The following is an 18,544-nucleotide window of genomic DNA, read 5'->3' as shown; positions in this document are numbered from 1 at the left end:
CTGTGGTGTGGGGCGCCCCAGACCACAGGCACACCGGTAAGCTCGATTGCATGGAGGAAAGCCAGCCTGCGGGGAACCGGGCACGGTCGCGGCTGGTGGTTCCCAGCCGCAGCGACGTCCTGTTGCGGAATTTCACCGAGGTAGCCGGCGGTCCCATGGGGCGCAGATCCGAGCCGGGCGTGGTTTCTCCGGGTCCTTTCACCGTGGAGCGGGTCCTGGTACTCCTGGCCGTTCTCGCAGCCTTGGCAGGAGTCCTGCTTAAGGGGTACTGCCGCGCCAACGGCTGGGAGCCGCCCACACACTTCTATGCCACCTGCTATTCGGACTTCCCCGAGCTGTTCCGGAGCCGCGGCCTGGCGGACGGCGCCTTCCCCATCCTGGGCGGGCAGTTCGAATATCCGGTACTCATAGCCCTGGTGGCGGGGCTAACCGCCTGGCTGGTGCCCGGCACTGGCGCCTCCGAAGGACGCGTCCTGGCGTATTTCGACATCAACGCCGTTTTGCTGGCCGCGGCGGCTGTGGTCACGGTCCTGGCAACAGCGCGGATATCGGCCCGCCGGCCCTGGGACGCCGCGATGGTGGCACTCGCGCCGGGGATCATCCTCGCGGGAACCATTAACTGGGACCTCTGGACAGTGTGCCTGGTGGCGGTGGGAATGTACTTTTTCGCGTCGCAGCGGCTGGTGCCTGCCGGCATCCTTTTCGGACTCGCCACCGCCACCAACCTCTATCCCCTGCTGGTCCTTGCTGCCATCCTGCTGCTGGCCCTGCGGACGGGCCAATACCGTCCCCTGCTGGTGACCGGCGCAGCCGCGGCCGTGACCTGGACTGCAGTGAACCTGCCGTTCGCAGCGGCCAACTTCAGTGGCTGGTCCTACTATTTCCGGTTCAGTGCTGACCGCGATGCCGGTTACAGCTCCCCATGGTTTGCTTACAACCTGCTCGCCGGCAGGCTGCGCTGGCCGGGTCTGAGTCCGGCGGCTGTCGACCTTCTTGCACCGACATTCCTTGCGCTGCTGTGCGCCGGGATCGCCTTTGTTGCGCTGACGGCACCCCGCCGCCCACGCCTGGCCCAGCTGGCCTTCCTGCTGGTGGCAGCGTTTATCCTCACCAACAAGGCCTACTCCCCGCAATTTGTGCTGTGGCTGATCCCGCTGCTCGCGCTTGCCCGGCCACGGTGGCGGGACTTCCTGGTGTGGCAGGGCATTGAAGGCCTCCACTGGGGCGCGGTGTGGATGTACCTTGGTCAGGTGACCAGCGCAGGCTCCTCCCAGCACAACCTGGACATGCCCTATTACGTCCTGGCAGTGGCCGCCCACATGGTGGCCGTGGCGTACCTGATGGTGAGGATCACCTGGGATATCTACGACCCCACTTACGACCCCATCCGGCGCCACCACGTTGATGACCCCCATGGCGGGCCGTTTTCCGGCGCGCCGGACCGCTTCCGCCTCAGCCTGCGCCGCGCGGAACATCCCGTTCTTCCCGGAAAGGACCCCACGCATGCCTGACGTAGTGGTAGTCGGTGCCGGCCCCAACGGCCTGGCCGCAGCAGCAGTCATGGCCCGGGCCGGACTGTCCGTGGAGGTCTTCGAGGCCGCGTCCTCCATTGGCGGCGGGACGCGGACCTCCGAACTGATGCAGCCCGGGCACTTCCATGATGTGTGCTCGGCGGTGCATCCCATGGCGCTGGCCTCACCGTTCTTCCGTTCTTTTGAGCTGGCCCGCCGGGTGGAGCTGGTCAGCCCGGACATTTCCTACGGTTCGCCGCTGGACGGCGGACGCGCAGCCCTTGCGTACCGGTCCCTGGACCGCACAGCAGCGGAGCTCGGCAGGGACGGTGCAGCATACCGCCGGCTGATGGCGCCTTTGGTCAGGAACATCGACGGCGTCATGGACTTCACGCAAAACCAGCTGTACCGGATTCCCCGGGACCCGCTCGCGGCGGTCATGTTTGGCCTGCGCACCCTGGAACAGGGGACACCGGCATGGAACGCCAGGTTCCGGGAGGAGTACGCACCCGCCCTCCTCAGCGGGGTGGCGTCCCATGCCATCACCCACCAGCCGTCCCTGGCCGGAGCCGGCGCTGGCCTCATGCTCAGCGCCCTGGGCCATGCCCAGGGATGGCCCGTCCCGATCGGCGGTTCCGCCGCCATCGCAGCGGCCCTTGCCGAGGACCTCACCGCCCATGGGGGTGTCATCCACACCGGCGCACCCGTGGACAGGCTGACGGACCTGCCCAAGGCACGCGCCGTCCTGCTGAACGTGTCTCCGCGTGGCCTGCTGAAGATGGCCGGGGATGCCGTGCCGGCCCGCTACCGCTCCTCCCTGGAGTCATTCCGGTACGGCAATGGCTCCTGCAAGGTGGACTTCATCCTGTCCGGACCTGTCCCCTGGCAGGCGCCCGGACTGGCCGACGCCGGCACCGTCCACCTGGGCGGCACCCGGGAGGAGCTGGCCCGGTCTGAGAATGACGTCAACGCAGGCAGGCATCCGGAGAAACCCTACGTCCTGGTTGCCCAGCCGTCCCGGTTCGATCCGGGCAGGGCGCCGGCGGGCCGCCACACCCTGTGGACTTACTGCCATGTCCCCGCCAATTCAACGAGGGACATGACGGAAGCCGTCACCGCCCAGCTGGAACGCTTTGCACCCGGGTTCCGCGACCTCGTGGTGCAGTCGAAGGCAGTTACCGCCGCCGGGCTCGCCGATTACAACCGCAACTACATCGGCGGCGACTTCAGCGTGGGCACGATGGACCTGCGGGGCCTGTTGCGCCGGCCGGTGGTGTCACGCGTTCCGTGGCGCACTCCCCTGCCGGGCGTCTACCTGTGTTCATCCGCCACACCGCCAGGCCCCGGCGTCACGGGAATGCCCGGCCTGCATGCGGCGACACATGCCTTGCAGGACGTTTTCCGGCTGCCGGTACCCGCGTTGGGACTGAATACTGCCGGCGGCAACTGACCCGCCGGGGCGGTCCGTCATGCAGGCAAAACCGGCGGCAAAAGCAGGGGATAATGGCGCGATGGGGAAAAAATCGATAGTTGCTGTTGCTGTTGCCGCGCTCATCCTGGGAACGTCACTGGTTGCCTGCGATGACGGCCGCAGCGGAGCGGAAGCCGCAGCTGCGGAGCTTGCCATCGCCGTTTCCGGCCTGGACATCAGCTCGGTGGAGTTCGACGGCAAGGATGCTGCTGCCGCCAACGACCAGCTCAAGTCCGTCTTCGCGGCCCTCGATCCCCAAAAGCCTTCCGTTGCCGCCGGCGAGCTCACCCTTGACGGGGACAACGCCTCCGCGCCGCTGAACTACACGTGGACGTTCGGCGAGGCGGAATGGAAATATACGGTCTCGGCCAGGTTCAAGAAGTCCGGCGACAAATGGCTGACCGTATGGGACCCCGCCACGCTGGTGCCTGGCCTGGCTGATTCAGAGGTCCTGAGCAAGGGCGCCCAGTCGCCGCCGCGTGCGGATATCCTCGGCGCCGGGGACGTCCCCCTGGTCACCTATCGCCCCGTGGTCAACGTCGGCATCGACAAGCCCCAGCTCGGTTCCGCCGATCCTGCTGATTCGGCCGGCAAGGTCGCCGCCCTGGTGGGCGTCGATCCCGCGGTGTATGCGGAACAGGTCAAGGCCTCGGGCGCCGAAGCTTTCGTTCCGGCGATCACGCTGCGGGAAGAGGGCCGCACCATCACCAACGAACAGATCGCCGCCATTCCCGGTGCCCGCGCCATCCCCGCCACCATGCCCCTGGCCCCCACCCGGTCTTTTGCCCGCGCCGTACTCGGTTCCGTGGGTGAGGCCACGGCGGAACAGATCGAAGAATCCGAAGGGGCCCTCGCTGCCGGCGACCTGACCGGCATCGGCGGGCTGCAGCAGCAGTACGACGAACAGCTCCGCGGGTCTGACGCCGTCGTCATCCGTGCCCAGCGGGCCGACCTGACCCGGGAACAGATCCAGTCCTCGGCAACGGACCCCCGGCGGGTCCTGTTCGAGGTGGAACCGACGTCCGGCACACCGCTGAAGACCACGCTGGACCCCCGGCTGCAGACGCTTGCCGAAGACACCCTGGCGAAGGTGGGACCTGCCTCCGCCATCGTCGCCCTCCGGCCCTCGACGGGTGCCGTTCTGGCTGTCGCATCCGGTCCGGGGAGCAACGGCTACAACACGGCCATGCTGGGCCAGTACGCGCCGGGGTCGATCTTCAAGATGGTCGATTCCCTGGCAATGTTCCGCAACGGCCTGACACCCGAATCCAAGGTTGAGTGCACTCCCACGCTCACGGTGGATGGCCGGACCTTCAAGAATGCGGAGGGGTACCCGGAGGGTTCCCTGGGCTCGGTCACCCTCCGGGACGCCTTTGCGCACTCCTGCAACACTGCGTTCATTGCCGCCCGGGACAAAGTCCCGCAGGGCCAGCTCGAGTCTGCCGCCATGGCCATGGGACTGGCCGTGGAGGCCCCCACCCTTGGAGCGGAGGCCTTCCTGGGATCTGTCCCGGGTGAGGCTTCCGGGACCGAGCATGCCGCGTCCATGATCGGCCAGGGCAAGATCCTGCTGTCACCCCTGGCCGCCGCCATGATGGCGGGATCCGTGGCCAAGGGTGCACCCGTTGCGCCGCAGCTCGTCCTGAATCCCGACGGCGGCGAAGCGGCTGCCGGGACCACCAGCGGTTCCACTGCTCCCGCCGCGCAGCCCTCGGCCACGGCAACGGCGGAAGCCCCTGCTCCAGCTTCCGGGCAGCCGATTACCGCGCAGGAGGCGGCGTCCCTGGCGGACATGATGCGTGCCGTCGTCACCAGTGGCCACGCAGGGTTCCTGTCCTCGGTTCCGGGGGCCCCGGTCGGTGCCAAGACAGGCACCGCCGAGTTCGGCAATGAGGTACCGCCGAAGACCCACGCATGGATCGTGGCCGTGCACGGCGACCTTGCCGTGGCCGTCTTTGTGGAGGACGGCGGGCTGGGGGCAACCACCTCGGGGCCGCTGCTCAAGGAATTCCTGACTGCCGCCGGCTAGAATTTTGTCCACGTATGGCGGCTTCCAAGCCCGTCAGACCGCCATATCCGGGCAAAAACTCATGGGTGGGGCGTGGGAAGATGGACTGCGTGGCCCATATTGACGTTTCCGGCATCGACTATTTCCTCTCCGACGGCACCCAGCTGCTGAATGGGGTCACCTTCAAGGTTCCGGACGGCACCAAGACTGCGCTGATCGGACCCAACGGGACGGGCAAGACCACGCTGTTCCGGATTATCGCCGGAGACCTCACCCCTGATGAGGGCGTCATCGGACGGTCCGGAAGCATGGGCATCATGCGCCAGTTCGTGGGACAGGTCCGGGACGGATCCACAGTGCGCGACCTGCTGGTTTCCGCCGCCCCGCCGGCGCTGGCTGCCGCCGCCCGCGAGGTGGACGAGGCCGAACTGGCCATGATGGAGCACGACGACGAGCCCACCCAGATGCGGTACGCCCAGGCCATCGTCGATTGGGGCGACGCCGGCGGATACGACGTGGAGACCGTCTGGGATGAGGTATGCATGGCCGCGCTGGGACTCCCCTTTGACCGCGCCCAGCACCGCCCGGCGTCGAGCCTTTCCGGCGGTGAGCAGAAGCGGCTGGTCCTCGAAGCGCTGTTCGCCGGACCGGATGAGCTGCTGCTTTTGGACGAACCCGACAACTACCTCGATGTGCCCGGCAAACGCTGGCTCGAGGAGAAGCTCAACGAGTCCAGGAAAACGGTCTTCTTCATCAGCCACGACCGTGAACTGCTGAACAATGCCGCGGGGCGGATCGTGACGCTGGAGCCCGGCATCAACGGGGCTGCGGCATGGATCCACGGCGGCGGATTCGGCTCGTACGTGGAAGCGCGGGCAGACCGGAACGCACGGTTCGAGGAGCTCCGCAAACGCTGGGACGAGGAGCATATCAAGCTCAAGGAACTCGTCAACATGTACAAGAACAAGGCAGCCTTCCGCTCCGATATGGCCAACCGGTACCACGCAGCCCAGACCCGGCTGGCCAAGTTCCTCGAGGCCGGGCCGCCGGAGGCGCTGCCCATTGAGCAGAACGTGCAGATGCGGCTCAAGGGCGGCCGCACGGCCAAGCGCGCCATTGTTGCGGAACGGCTGGAACTGACCGGGCTGATGAAGCCGTTTTCCACGGAGGTCTGGTTCGGTGACCGGGTTGGGGTCCTGGGCTCCAACGGGTCCGGCAAGTCGCACTTCCTGCGGCTGCTTGCCACCGGCGGCACGGACCCGGAGCGGGAGCACCTGCCCGTATCCGACGTGGACATAGCGGAGGTGCCGCATGAAGGGACCGTCAAACTTGGGGCCCGCATCCGCCCCGGCTTCTTCGCGCAGACCCATGTGCGGCCCGACCTTCTGGGCAAGACGCTGCTGGACATCCTGCACCGCGGGGACGAGCACCGCTCGGGGCTGGGCCGGGAAGCCGCAGCCGGTGCCTTGGACGGCTACGGCCTGGCCGGACAGTCGGAGCAGAAGTACGAGTCGCTCTCCGGCGGGCAGCAGGCACGGTTCCAGATCCTGCTGCTCCAGCTCAGCGGTGCCACCCTGCTGCTGCTTGACGAGCCCACGGACAACCTTGACCTGCATTCGGCTGAAGCGCTGGAACGGGCCATCGACCACTTTGAGGGCACCGTCCTGGCCGTGACGCACGACCGCTGGTTCGCACGGACCTTCGACCGGTTCCTCGTGTTCGGCTCCGACGGCAAGGTGTATGAATCGGCCGAGCCCGTCTGGGACGAAAAGCGGGTCGAGCGCGCCCGCTGACGGCAAGCGATGATCACAACGATGATCAGTTGCTCAAGAATTGCTATCATTTGAGCATGAAGACGGACGAGCGGCACCGCGCAATCGCAGACCTTCTGCGGGCGCGGGCCGAAGTCAGCGTCGAAGAGCTCACTGTGGCCTGTAACGCGTCCGGAGCAACCATCCGCCGCGACCTTGAGGTGCTGGCCGCCAACGGGGTGCTCCGTCGGGTGCACGGCGGGGCCCGCAGCCTGCTGGGGCCCGGGGACAACCCCGGTTACGGGCAGCGCGAACTGGAGGACCAGGACGCCAAGCGACGTATCGCGGCTGCTGTTGCGGGCCTGCTGCGGGACCGTGAGCATGTCTGGCTGGACAGCGGGAGCACGGCCACGGAGGTGGCCCGTGCCCTGGCTGGCAGGGACCTGACGCTGATGCCCATGTCCTTGCAGGCGCTGAACGCTGCCGCCGGTGAGGACGCCGGGGCAGGCGTCCGGCCCGGGCTCCTGCTCCCCGGTGGAAACGTGGTGCCCGGTGAACTGTGTTTCCGCGGACCCCTGGCCGAGGCAAACATCCGGTCCCTGCGGTTCGATACGGCAATCATCACGCCCTGCGCCGTAAGCACCAGGGACGGACTCCTGGCCCATGACCTGGAAGATTCCGCCGTGAAACGGGCCGGGCTGGAATCGGGAACGCGCGTCATCCTCGCTGCTGCCGCCGCGAAGTGGCACAGCAACGCCCGGGTACTGGTCGCCGGCCTGGAGCGGGTGGATGTGATGGTGACAGACAAGGTTTTCAGCGCCGAAGAACGCGCCCAACTCGATGAATACTCTGTGGAAGTAGTGAATGTATGAGCACGAATACGGACACGGTCCGGGACGCCGGACTCAAGGCAGCCGCAGTGGCGACTTTCCTGGTCTTCGGCATCAACGGACTGGTCTTCGCCAGCTGGGCTGCCCGGATTCCGGCGGTGACCGAAACATTGAACATCACCTCGGGGCAAATGGGCACGCTGCTGCTGTGCACCGCCGTCGGTTCCCTGCTGGCACTGCCCACCGCCGGTTTGGTGGTGGGCCGCATCGGAACGGCAAACACCGTCCGGTTTGGCGGATTGCTGGCAGCCGCGGCTGGGGTGGGCATCGCCCTTTCCCTATCCCTTGAATCCATTCCCGGCACGGCAATCGCGCTCTTCTTCTTCGGAATCGCCATTGGCCTGTGGGACGTTTCGCAGAACATCGAGGGCGCCGATGTAGAGCACAAACTCCGGCGCACCATCATGCCGCAGTTCCACGCCGCGTTCAGCGGCGGGGCCTTCGTGGGTGCGCTGATCGGGGCCGGACTCTCCAACCTGGGAGTGGACCTGCCCCTGCACCTGCTGGTGATCGCAGGCGTGGTGGTACTGGTGACCATGATCGCCCCGCGCCACTTCCTCCCCCATGTCCCCGCAGCCACTTCCGAAGGGGAAGCAAAGCAGGCGAAGGGCCCGTCCGCGTGGCGGGACAGCCGGACGCTGCTCATTGGCGTGGTGGTCCTCGGGGCCACCCTCACGGAGGGTGCCGGCAATGACTGGATTGCCAAGGCCTCCGTGGACGGGCTGGGAACCTCCGAGTCCACGGGTGCCCTCATGTTTGCCCTCTTTGTCCTTGCTATGACAGCGATGCGGTTCCTGGGGGGACGGGTGATCGACAAGTACGGGCGGGTCGCCGTCCTGAGGGCCAGCATGGCGGCGGCGGCAGCCGGCCTGGGCCTGTTCGTGCTCGCGGGGAATGTGTGGCTTGCGGCCGCGGGGGCTGCCTTATGGGGCGTGGGCGCCGCGCTGGCCTTCCCGATGGGTATGTCCGCTGCCGCGGACGACCCGAAGCACTCCGCAGCCCGGGTCTCCGTCGTATCCACTCTCGGCTATATATCGTTCCTCGCCGGGCCGCCCCTCCTGGGTTACCTTGGCGACCTCACCGGGATCCACCTCGCTCTTCTGGCCATCATGGCCCCCATTGTGCTGGCGCTCCTGCTGGCCGGAGCGGCAAAACCTCTCCCTGCCAAGGCTGACGGCACCTAGCCGGCACGGGCAGGAGGATGCCCACCGGCTGGGGGTAGTCTGGGGGCATGCGGAGCTCATGCGTCACAGCCACCGGTGGATCGGCCGGCTCGATAGATACCTGGTGCGGCATGTATCAGACCTGCCCGGAGGAAACCATGATGATTTCTTCCGCAGGCTCTCGGCCTCGGCCAACCACGGCAAACTTTGGATGGCCGTCGCAGCCCTGATGGCCGCGTTTCCGGGCAAGACCCGCCGCGCAGCACTGCATGGGCTGCTGGCCCAGGCGGTGGCGTCGGCGGTGACCAACGGAATCTTCAAGACCCTGCTCCCCCGGACCCGGCCCCTGCCGGAGCACCTGCCCGTCTTCCGTTTTGTGCATCCACAGCCCACCAGTTCCTCCATGCCCTCAGGGCACTCGGCATCCGCCATTGCCTTTGCCGTTGGCGTAGGCCTCGTGCGGCCGGCCATCGGCGCCGCGCTGGCGCCCGCAGCGATTGGAGTGGCCTATTCCCGGGTGCACACGGGCGCACACTGGCCGTCCGACGTCTTCTTCGGATCAGCGCTCGGGGCGGGAGCAGCTTCGTGACCCGGCACTGGTGGCCGGTGCGGCCACCCTTCCCGCAAACGTCGAGAACCTGGACCGAGGCACCCGAACTGCCGGGCGGGGAAGGCCTGAGCATTGTGGTGAACACCTTGGAGGATCCTTCCGGGAGGAAACGGCGGCGGCACTGCGCGATGTATTCCCCAAAGCGCATATCATTACGGTCCCGCCTGGGGAAGATCTCCTCGAGGCCATCACCGCCGCAGCCGAATGGCCGGGCACCCGTGCGCTGGGAGTGTGGGGCGGCGACGGAACCGTTGGAGCAGCGGCCGCCGCCGCCGTCGAACGTTCGATTCCCCTCCTGGTCCTGCCCGGCGGAACCCTGAACCACTTTGCCCGTGATGCCGGCACCGGCAGCCTCAAGGAAGCAGTTGCGGCGGCGTCGAGGGGCGAGGCAGCCCTGGCGGACATCGGCATCGTCCGGGCGGAGCGGGGGCTCCCCGGACAGCCGGAGGTGACGGAACTGCTCATGCTGAACACGTCCAGCGTTGGCCTGTACCCGAACTTCGTGCGGCGGCGGGAGCACTTGCAGGCGGCTTTGGGCAAGCCCCTCGCCGGGGTTATCGCCATGTTCCGGACCTTCGCCGCCGGAACCCCCGTCACGCTGAGCGTGGACGGTGTGCCGCACCGGGTGTGGATCGCCTACGTGGGCCGCGGCCGGTATTACCCGCGGGACCACGCGCCGTTGCTCCGGCCCGTCATGGATGACGGCGTGCTGGACGTCCGGCTGATCACTGCGGATGAGTCGTTCGCCAGGTTGCGGCTGCTGTGGTCCGTCCTGACGGGGACGGTGGCAGGTTCCAGGATCACGCACCTGAGGGAAGCCACGGAAGTTCGCATCGACGCGGGCGGGGCACCCATGGCCCTGGCTGTCGACGGCGAGGCCCTGGCAGGGGTGCGCAGCGTGGAGTACAGGGTGCTCCCCAGGGCCCTGGCCTACTACTCGCCCCACACCTGACCCGCTGAGTCCCCCGGGCTGCCGGTCATCCAGGGGGACTACCCTGGTTCGCCCCTGAATCATCCCTGAGGAAGGCGAAAAGGGACCGCTGCGTCAGTAGCGTAAGGGGTACACCACCGAGCTGGACCCATCCGCAGCCCTGCGCTGCCGACCGGAGGAATATCCAATGATTGAGGCACACGACCTGGCCAAGGTCTATGGCGCGAAGACCGCCGTGGCCGGGGTCAGTTTTACCGTCCGGGCAGGGCAGGTAACGGGCTTCCTGGGGCCGAACGGTGCCGGCAAGTCCACCACCATGCGCATGATCATGGGACTCGACCGGCCCACGTCCGGAACCGTCACCGTCAACGGCCTGCCGTACGCGGAGCACAAAGCGCCGCTGCACGAGGTGGGCGCCCTGCTGGACGCCAAGGCCGTGCACACCGGGCGCAGCGCCTACAACCACCTGCTGGCCATGGCCGCCACCCACAGCATCCCCAAGAAGCGGGTCCACGAAGTCATCGAGATGACGGGCCTGGAAGCCGTGGCACGCAAGAAGGCGGGCGGATTCTCCCTCGGCATGGGGCAGCGCCTCGGCATCGCCGCTGCCCTGCTGGGCGACCCGCAGACGCTCATCCTGGATGAGCCGGTGAACGGCCTGGACCCGGAAGGTGTCCTCTGGGTCCGCAACCTGGTGCGCTACCTGGCCAACCAGGGCAAGACGGTCTTCCTCTCCTCGCATCTCATGAGCGAGATGGCGCAAACCGCCGACCACCTGATTGTCATCGGGCGTGGCCGCATCATTGCTGACGCGCCGGTCAAGGAGATCATCGCCGGCACCCGGCAGGCCAGGACCCTGGTCCGCACGGACTCGGCCCCGCAGCTGGCGTCCCTGCTGGCGGGCAACGGCGTCACGGTGGACCAGAGCGAGCCGGAAACCTTGACGGTGACAGGACTGGAACCCCGCGAGATCGCCCAGGTCGCTTTGAGCAGCGGCGTCCTGGTCTACGAGCTCACCCCGCAGCTGTCCTCCCTGGAGGACGCCTACTTCGACCTCACCAAGGACGAAGTGGAATACCATTCGCACCTGACCGGGGGCCCCGCAGTGGCAGCCCCGGCAACGGCAGGAAAGTAAGGACGATGAGCATCCAGACAACAACCCCTGCCGCCCCGGTCCGTTCCTCCGCGGGAACCCGCGGGGTCACTTTCGGCGGCGTCCTGCGCTCCGAATGGATCAAACTCTGGTCCCTGATGTCCACACGCATCCTGCTGCTCCTCACCCTGGTGGCAATCGTTGGCGTGGGCGCACTGGCCGTCCTGATCCGCTACACGTTCCTGGACGAGATGATCCGCAACGCCAGGGACCAGGGCCAGACCCTGACGCCGGAAATGATGGAGCAGACGTTCCCGCCGGGATCCGGGTTCGACCTCTACAACCTGCCCAACGCCGGCCTGCAGATCGGCATCCTGGTCCTTGGCTCGCTGGCGGTCCTGTTCATGCTTCGGAGTACGCCACCGGGATGATCCGTTCCACGATGAACGCTGTACCGCGCCGCACCCCGGCATTCGTGGCCAAGGCCATCATCCTGGCCGTGATCTCCTACGTCATCACCACCATCGCGGGCCTGGCCACGTTCCTGATCGCCATGCCGGTCTTCCAGGGCATCGGGTTCGACCTCGACTGGTCCACGGACGGCGTGCTGTACAGCATCTTCACCGGCGGGCTCTACGTTGCCGGGGTGGCACTGATCGGGCTCTCGCTGGGGACGCTGCTCCGCAACTCCGCCGGCGGGATCACCGTCCTGGTGGGCATCTTCTTCGTGCTGTCCATCGCGGCCAGTTTCCTGACGCTCATTCCGGGCGAATTCTGGAAATACGTCCCGCAGTACATTCCCAGTGACGCCGGCGGCCGCTTCCTCTCCATCGGCCACACGGACGGTGTCATCGATCCCTGGCAGGGCGGCCTGATCTTCCTGGGCTACGTGCTGGTATTCCTGGTACCGGCGCTGATTGTGCTCAAGAAACGCGACGTCTGACCTGCACTCACGAATGAACCAGGAAGGACCGGGGAAGGACGCGGCAGCCGGACAGGCTGACGCGTCCTTCGCAGAGCTCACGGCCCGGCGGCGCGGGCTCATCCGGCGCTACCTCTACCAGCACCCGCGGATCATGGATGCGCTGGTGGCTTCCAGCTATGCACTGCTGGTGGCGCCCACGGTGGTTGATGCCGTCCTCTCCGGCACGTGGCTCGCGGCAGCCCTGCTGGTGGCGGTGGCGGGCGCCATGTTCCTGCGGCGCTCCCATCCGGTGGGGCTGGTGGCGTTCGTGGCGGTGGTGGAGGTTGCGGTCACCCTGCTGCACCCGTGGGGTTCCAATGCGTCCGCCGGGTTGTGGTTTTCGCTCTATGCCGTGGCGGTGGTGCACACGCGCCGCTTCGCGCTGATCACCATGGCGGTGGCCACGGCACCGCTTGCCCTCCTGTACCTGCTGGCCGCCGTCGGACCCATGGAGAACTCGTTTGTCCAGGACCACGGGGTCAATCCGGGGGATTTCCACCTCCTGACCAGCATTGCCACCGGAGCCACCATTGCGCTGTCGAACGTCATTGCTACCGGCATCGGCATCGGCGTCAAGCAGCGGCGGGAACACGAACAGGAGGTGGCGGCGTGGGCGGCCCGTACGGCGCAGCTTGCCTCCGTGAACGAACGCAACCGGATCGCCCGCGAAATGCACGACGTCGTCGCCCACTCCCTGACCGTCATGGTCAGCCTGTCCGACGGTGCCGCCGTCGTGGTCCGGAAAAGCCCCGAGCGGGCCGGTGAGGTGCTGGGGGAACTGTCCCGCACGGGCCGGACAGCCCTTGCGGACATGCGGCGTGTCCTGGGCGTCCTCCGCGATGATGCCGGTGCGGCTGCACCCCGCCTGCCGCTGGCCGCCGGCGACAGCCTGGCCAAGCTGCTGGAGGGCTTCCGGACGGCCGGCCTGCCGCTGCACTATTTACACAGCGGCCCCGCGTTGCCCGATGACGCCGCCTTCCAGCTCACCGTGTACCGGATCGTGCAGGAATCGCTCACGAATGTGCTCCGCTACGGACGGTCCCTGGCCCGGGTGGACGTCAGCATCACCGTGTCCGGCGGGATGGTCACCATCGAGGTGCTCGACGACGGCGCGGGAGTTCCGGGGCAGCGCCCGACGACGGGGGCGGCCCGCACGGCGGCTCCTACGGCACCGGCCAGGGCCTGGCGGGGATGGCGGAACGCGCCCGCATCTACGCCGGCACGGTGGAGGCCGGCCGGACCGGGCGCGGCTGGCGGGTCCTCGCCGTCCTCTCCTGGCCGGGGGACGGCAGCACCGAAACACCAACCCATCCGTACGAACTGCAAGGCAAGGCATGACAGACAATGCGCCCATCACCGTCCTGCTGGTGGATGACCAGCCCCTGCTGCGGATGGGGTTCCGCCTGATCCTGGAGGGCGAGGAGGACCTCCGGATCGCAGGTGAGGCGTCCGATGGCGCGGAAGCCGTGAAGCTGGCCAAAGAGCTCCAGCCCGACGTGGTGCTGATGGACGTGCGGATGCCCGTCCTGGACGGCATCGAGGCCACCCGGGCGATCACCGCTGCCGGTTCCAGCGCCCGGGTCATCATCCTCACCACGTTCGACGTGGACGAGTACGCCTTCGCGGGCCTGCAGGCGGGCGCGTCCGCATTCCTGCTCAAGGACGCGGCCCCGCAGGACCTGATCCACGCGGTCCGGGTAGTGGCCAGCGGCGACGCCGTAGTGGCTCCCCGTGTGACGCAGCGGCTGCTGGAAACGTATGTGCGGGGTGCCGGCCGGCCGGTGCCCGCTGCCCCCGCGCCCGATCCCCTGCTGGCTGAGCTGACGCCGCGGGAAACGGAGATGCTCGGGGCGATGGCCGAGGGCCTCTCCAATGCGGAGATCGCCCACCGGTATTTCCTCTCCGAGGCCACCGTGAAGACGCATGTGCGGCGGATCCTCACCAAGCTCCACCTCCGGGACCGGGTCCAGGCCGTCGTCTATGCGTATGAGACGGGCCTGGTGGTCCCCAGCAACCCGGACTACTGATCCAGGGAAGGTACACGACGGGGCTCAACGTCACCCCCTAGACTCGGAACCATGCCTTTCGAATCCTCCGCCACCGAGCACATCCAGGACCTTGGCGCCTACGTCAGCGCATCGCCGTCGAGCTTCCACGCAGCGCATGAGGCGGGCCGGCGGCTGGAGGATGCCGGATTCACGCGCCTGGATGAACAGGAGCCGTGGGAGGGCGGGCCGGGACGGTTCTTCATCATCCGGGACGGTGCCCTGATCGCCTGGGTGGTGCCGGAGGGTGCGGGACCCACCACCGGTTTCAATATCCTCGGCGCGCACACCGATTCGCCGTCCTTCAAGCTCAAGCCCAAGCCCACCACCGGCTCCCACGGCTGGCTCCAGGCCGGCGTGGAGGTGTACGGCGGTCCCCTCCTTAACTCCTGGCTGGACCGGGAGCTGCAGCTGGCGGGGCGGCTGGTGATGCTGGACGGCACCGAGCACCTGACCGCCACCGGTCCCCTGCTCCGGTTCCCGCAGCTGGCGATTCACCTGGACCGCGCCGTCAACGAGGGGCTGACCCTGGACAAACAGCGGCACATGAACCCGGTGTGGGGGCTGGGGAATCCGGCGGACTTCGACCTGCTGGCCGTTTTGGCGTCGTCCGTGCCCGGGAAGGCCCCGGACCCGGCACGGATCGGCGGGTACGACGTCGTCATTGCGGACACGCAGGCCCCCGCGGTTTTCGGGGGCAAGGGGGAGTTCTTGGCGTCCGGGCGGCTGGACAACCTTTCGTCCACGCACGCGGGGCTTGCCGCGCTGGTCGCCCACGCCTCCGGCGGGGCCGCTCCGGGGGCGCCGGTCGCCGTCCTTGCAGCGTTCGACCATGAAGAGATCGGCTCCAACTCACGCTCCGGTGCGTGCGGGCCCATCCTTGAGGACGTCCTGGTGCGCGTCTCCGACAGCTCGGTGCCTCGGTGAGCCAGCGGCGGCAGGCGATGGCGTCGTCGTTCTGCCTGTCGGCCGATGCCGGCCACGCCGTCCACCCGAATTACCCCGAGCGGCACGACCCGGCCAACCTGCCGGTGCTCAATGGCGGCCCGCTGTTGAAGATCAATGCGAACCAGCGGTATGCCACCGATGCTTTTGGTGCCGCCTTCTGGGCCCGGCTGTGTTCCGAATCCGGGGTGCCGTACCAGGAGTTCGTATCCAACAATGCCATTCCGTGCGGTTCAACCATCGGTCCGCTGACGGCCACCCGGCTGGGCATCCGCACTGTGGACGTGGGGGTGCCGCTGCTCTCCATGCATTCGGCCCGCGAGCTGTGCGGCGTGCAGGACCCGCACCGGCTGGCCACCGTCACGGAGCTGTTCTTCCGGACTGCCGCCTAGCTTTTTCTTTCCGGGGAGTCCGCTACAGGACCGGCAGCACATACGGTGCTGCGGCGCCGTCGTCCCTGGCGGCGGCAAGGGCAGTCAGTTGCGCCCGCGACTCCACCCCGAGTTTCCGATAGATGGAGGTCAGCCGCACCTCCACGGTCCGCACCGACACATAGAGCGTGGCAGCGATGTCCTTGTTGCGCATCCCCCGTGCCACCATCTTGGCCAAAGCCCGCTCATGGTCCGCAAGCATGAGCATGGCAGGATTGTCCTGCTGCCGTGGGGGCTCCAGAAGCTCGTGGAAAAGGAACGCGTCTACGTGCTGGCTCCAGGCCACAGCCCCTTTCTCCTCGAACATCACCTTGGCATGGGCCAGGGCGTCGCGTGCGGCCCGGACGCGGCCAAAGGCGTTCAGCCGGTCCGCGTAGCACAGCAGCGTCCGTGCCCGTTCCAGCACTGAATCATGCCCGCCCCTGCCCTCCAGCGCCTGGCTGAACAACTGCAACGACTGCTCGCCGTCGGCCAGCATGGCACGGCTCCGCGCCACCGCCATGATGAGCCAAGGCGACCGCAGTCCCACGGAGCGGCTTTCCAGGCGGACCAATGCCTGCGTTGCCTCCCGGTGGCGGCCAAGCCGGATGAGGACCTCCACCAGGTCCGCCTCGCACCGCAGCAGGGCGGGGTTGCCGAAAGCCTTTCCGATCTCGGCCGCCCGGGACAGCTGCGCGAAGGACTCGGCCAGGTCACCCCGGAGCAGCGCAAAGTGCCCCTGCCACGCGGCCAGCTGGGCAGTGATGGCCGGATGGCTTTCGCAGCCTGCATGGCGGAGTGCCTCCGAAGCGGCTGCCTGTGCCCCTGCCTCGTCGCCCAGGGCATGGGCCCGCCAGACCCGGAAGACGTGCCGCATTCCGCGGTGGTACTTGTTCTCCGGCTCGTGGCGTTCCAGGTCGTCGATGAGCATGACGGCGGCCCGGACGTTTCCGGCCCGGATTTCGTTGTCCGCTGCCAGGTACATTGCGGTTTCGCGCCAGTTGATGCTGCCGGCGTCGCTGGAGCTCCGCACCAGGGCGAACGCCTCCCGGGCGTGTTCGTAGCGTTCCGCGTAACTGAGGGCCCGCCCCTGCGCCAGCAGGCTGAGCATCCTGACGCTTCCCGCCGGCTCATGCTTCCGGCTGATGGTGCCCGTATCCCCGCTGGCGGAGGCGACGAGCATCCTGGCCCGCTCGATGATTGCGAGGCACTCAGCAGTCGCGGATTCCCGGAACCCGGTGGCCTGTTCCAGCAGCACGGCGGCATCATCGAGCTCCCACCGTTCGGCGAAGTAGAGCGCAGCCAGCGCCAGCAGGTTAGCCGCATACCACGGGTCGTGGACGCCGAATTCCTTCACCAGGCGCAGCACCATGCTTGGCCGGACAAAGCCGCCCTGGATGAACTCGATTTCAAACGCCAGGCCTGTCAGCCGCAGCACCAGGGCAGGGTTCCGCGTCACCCGCTGCGCCCACTCCAGGCAGCGCCTGGCGTACACGAATTCGCCCCGGTTGAACATGAGCCCGGCAACGGTGGTGAGGCGGGCAGCGGTTTCCGCTTCCCAGGGATTGATGGTGAGGGCCCGTTCGATGCACTCGACGGCAAAGGGGACATCCCCATCCTGGATGAGGTCCACGGCGCTGCGAAGGAGGCCGAAGGGAGTTTGCCGTTCCATCGCGGTGAAGCTCAGGTGCCAGCGGCGGACGTGGGGATCCGCCGTTCCGGACGCCTGTGCGAGGGCATGGTGGCCTGCCGCGCGCACGGCGGGCGTCATGGCCGAGAACAGGTAACCCCGCAGCAACTGGTCCGGGATTCCCAGGTGCGGCCCGGACCGGGTTACCAGGCCGGCGGCAAGGAGTTCATCCACGCCGGACCACATCCCCGGGACCACACCCTCCAAGGAGGTGACCTCAGTGCGCCGGGACAGGGCCAGCAAGTCCAGGACCCGGCGTGCACCAGCCGTCAGCGTGGCGACGGCGGAGGCGGCTTCCGCTTCGAAGCTGGCACTGCAGGGGAGCGGAACAGGCAGGGCGTACTTTCCCTCCGCCTGGCGGTCCAGGAGGTGGTGGTAAAGCTCGACGGCGGCCAGCGGGTTTCCCTTGCTGGCCGCGGCAACCGCGTGGGCCGCCGCCGTCGTGCTGTGGCGCGAGGGTATTGCCTCCAGCACCCGCACCGTGTCGCTGTAGCTCAAGGGACCAAGGTGGAGGACGGCCGGCCCGCCGAGGGGGCCTTCCGGTACGTCCTCGCGCACGCTCATGAACAGCGCTATGTCCGTTCCGGCAAGCCGGCGGCTGATGAATCCGATGACCGCCTGGCTGCCGGCATCCAGCTGGTCCGCGTCATCAAGCACGATGACCGTCCGGGCGGAGGACCGCTGGTGCAAACCGTTGAGCAGCATGGTGCCCACCGTGGGAATGCTGGGCGCCCGTGTGCCATCATGCAGGACGTCATCCGCGATTGCGTTGAGTACCGGGTCATCCATGCTGTTGAGGAGCACCGTAAGGCCGGAGAACGGCCAGTCCGACTCTGCTGCGCTGGCGGTAAGGAAGACGGTGCGGTGGTCGGACAGGGTGGGGATTTCTGCAAGCAGGGCAGACTTGCCCGCGCCGTGCCCGCCACTGATGGTGAGGGCGGTCTCCTTGGGACACCGGACTGCCGAACGGATCCGGTCCAATTCCTTGTTGCGGCCAATTAAGCACATGGGGTCCCCATCCCTGAAAAAGGAGACCGCTTTCTTTTCGCTTCAATCCGTTCC

At 67.5% G+C, this 18,544-nt stretch carries 12 protein-coding genes and 2 pseudogenes; 13 read left to right on the top strand and 1 reads right to left on the bottom strand.

Going from position 1 to position 18,544, the window contains the following annotated elements:
* The first annotated feature begins 50 nt into the window (after positions 1 to 50).
* From G205_RS05455 to G205_RS05400, 13 genes and pseudogenes are all read left to right on the top strand, one after another.
* Complete coding sequence (locus G205_RS05455) at positions 51 to 1,511, top strand: glycosyltransferase family 87 protein (protein WP_009357097.1); 1,461 nt, start codon at positions 51 to 53, stop codon at positions 1,509 to 1,511.
* Positions 1,504 to 2,961 (top strand): phytoene desaturase family protein, encoded by a 1,458-nt coding sequence (locus G205_RS05450; protein WP_009357096.1) that lies wholly within the window; start codon positions 1,504 to 1,506, stop codon positions 2,959 to 2,961. Before G205_RS05455 ends, G205_RS05450 begins: the two co-directional genes overlap by 8 nt.
* Positions 2,962 to 3,022: 61 nt before the next feature.
* Positions 3,023 to 5,011 (top strand): penicillin-binding transpeptidase domain-containing protein, encoded by a 1,989-nt coding sequence (locus G205_RS05445; protein ID WP_009357095.1) that lies wholly within the window; start codon positions 3,023 to 3,025, stop codon positions 5,009 to 5,011.
* 89 nt (positions 5,012 to 5,100) lie between these two features.
* Positions 5,101 to 6,783: an ABC-F family ATP-binding cassette domain-containing protein gene (locus G205_RS05440; RefSeq protein WP_009357094.1), complete on the top strand. Its 1,683-nt coding sequence runs from the start codon at positions 5,101 to 5,103 to the stop codon at positions 6,781 to 6,783.
* A 56-nt stretch (positions 6,784 to 6,839) separates the two neighbouring features.
* Entirely contained in the window at positions 6,840 to 7,613 is a 774-nt protein-coding gene (locus G205_RS05435) for a DeoR/GlpR family DNA-binding transcription regulator (RefSeq protein WP_009357093.1), read from the top strand.
* A complete protein-coding gene (locus G205_RS05430) occupies positions 7,610 to 8,815 on the top strand; it encodes an MFS transporter (RefSeq protein ID WP_009357092.1) in 1,206 nt (401 codons plus the stop codon). The genes G205_RS05435 and G205_RS05430 overlap by 4 nt, the downstream gene beginning before the upstream one ends.
* Positions 8,816 to 8,873: 58 nt before the next feature.
* Positions 8,874 to 10,356, top strand: a pseudogene (locus tag G205_RS05425) (phosphatase PAP2 family protein).
* 166 nt (positions 10,357 to 10,522) lie between these two features.
* On the top strand, positions 10,523 to 11,470 hold the full coding sequence (locus G205_RS05420) for an ABC transporter ATP-binding protein (protein WP_009357091.1): 948 nt from the start codon (positions 10,523 to 10,525) through the stop codon (positions 11,468 to 11,470).
* A 5-nt stretch (positions 11,471 to 11,475) separates the two neighbouring features.
* Positions 11,476 to 11,859 (top strand): hypothetical protein, encoded by a 384-nt coding sequence (locus G205_RS22540; RefSeq protein WP_009357090.1) that lies wholly within the window; start codon positions 11,476 to 11,478, stop codon positions 11,857 to 11,859.
* Complete coding sequence (locus G205_RS22535) at positions 11,856 to 12,371, top strand: ABC transporter permease (RefSeq protein WP_009357089.1); 516 nt, start codon at positions 11,856 to 11,858, stop codon at positions 12,369 to 12,371. Before G205_RS22540 ends, G205_RS22535 begins: the two co-directional genes overlap by 4 nt.
* A 13-nt stretch (positions 12,372 to 12,384) precedes the next feature.
* Positions 12,385 to 13,767, top strand: a complete 1,383-nt coding sequence (locus tag G205_RS05410) for a sensor histidine kinase (protein ID WP_009357088.1) — start codon at positions 12,385 to 12,387, stop codon at positions 13,765 to 13,767.
* Complete coding sequence (locus tag G205_RS05405) at positions 13,727 to 14,419, top strand: response regulator (RefSeq protein ID WP_009357087.1); 693 nt, start codon at positions 13,727 to 13,729, stop codon at positions 14,417 to 14,419. Before G205_RS05410 ends, G205_RS05405 begins: the two co-directional genes overlap by 41 nt.
* Before the next feature lie 51 nt (positions 14,420 to 14,470).
* A pseudogene (locus G205_RS05400) lies at positions 14,471 to 15,774 on the top strand (M18 family aminopeptidase).
* 22 nt (positions 15,775 to 15,796) lie between these two features.
* Here G205_RS05400 and G205_RS05395 read toward each other — a convergent pair.
* The gene (locus G205_RS05395) at positions 15,797 to 18,490 is read right to left on the bottom strand and encodes a helix-turn-helix transcriptional regulator (RefSeq protein WP_009357086.1); all 2,694 of its coding nucleotides are present in this window, start codon (positions 18,488 to 18,490) and stop codon (positions 15,797 to 15,799) included.
* Positions 18,491 to 18,544: the final 54 nt, after the last annotated feature.

It is taken from the genome of Arthrobacter nitrophenolicus (assembly GCF_000332815.1).
GTDB lineage: Bacteria > Actinomycetota > Actinomycetes > Actinomycetales > Micrococcaceae > Arthrobacter > Arthrobacter nitrophenolicus.
The sequence above is the reverse complement of the archived record's forward strand: the minus strand, read 5'-3'. Positions and strand labels throughout refer to the sequence as shown.

What these genes read in the sequence shown, in the direction of transcription:
- G205_RS05450 (WP_009357096.1), top strand. Translation starts at nt 1,504, where the DNA reads ATGCCTGACGTAGTGGTAGTCGGTGCCGGCCCCAACGGCCTGGCCGCA.
- G205_RS05395 (WP_009357086.1), bottom strand. Translation starts at nt 18,490, where the DNA reads ATGTGCTTAATTGGCCGCAACAAGGAATTGGACCGGATCCGTTCGGCA.
- G205_RS05405 (WP_009357087.1), top strand. Translation starts at nt 13,727, where the DNA reads ATGACAGACAATGCGCCCATCACCGTCCTGCTGGTGGATGACCAGCCC.
- G205_RS05410 (WP_009357088.1), top strand. Translation starts at nt 12,385, where the DNA reads ATGAACCAGGAAGGACCGGGGAAGGACGCGGCAGCCGGACAGGCTGAC.
- G205_RS05430 (WP_009357092.1), top strand. Translation starts at nt 7,610, where the DNA reads ATGAGCACGAATACGGACACGGTCCGGGACGCCGGACTCAAGGCAGCC.
- G205_RS05445 (WP_009357095.1), top strand. Translation starts at nt 3,023, where the DNA reads ATGGGGAAAAAATCGATAGTTGCTGTTGCTGTTGCCGCGCTCATCCTG.
- G205_RS22535 (WP_009357089.1), top strand. Translation starts at nt 11,856, where the DNA reads ATGATCCGTTCCACGATGAACGCTGTACCGCGCCGCACCCCGGCATTC.
- G205_RS05435 (WP_009357093.1), top strand. Translation starts at nt 6,840, where the DNA reads ATGAAGACGGACGAGCGGCACCGCGCAATCGCAGACCTTCTGCGGGCG.
- G205_RS05455 (WP_009357097.1), top strand. Translation starts at nt 51, where the DNA reads ATGGAGGAAAGCCAGCCTGCGGGGAACCGGGCACGGTCGCGGCTGGTG.
- G205_RS05420 (WP_009357091.1), top strand. Translation starts at nt 10,523, where the DNA reads ATGATTGAGGCACACGACCTGGCCAAGGTCTATGGCGCGAAGACCGCC.
- G205_RS22540 (WP_009357090.1), top strand. Translation starts at nt 11,476, where the DNA reads ATGAGCATCCAGACAACAACCCCTGCCGCCCCGGTCCGTTCCTCCGCG.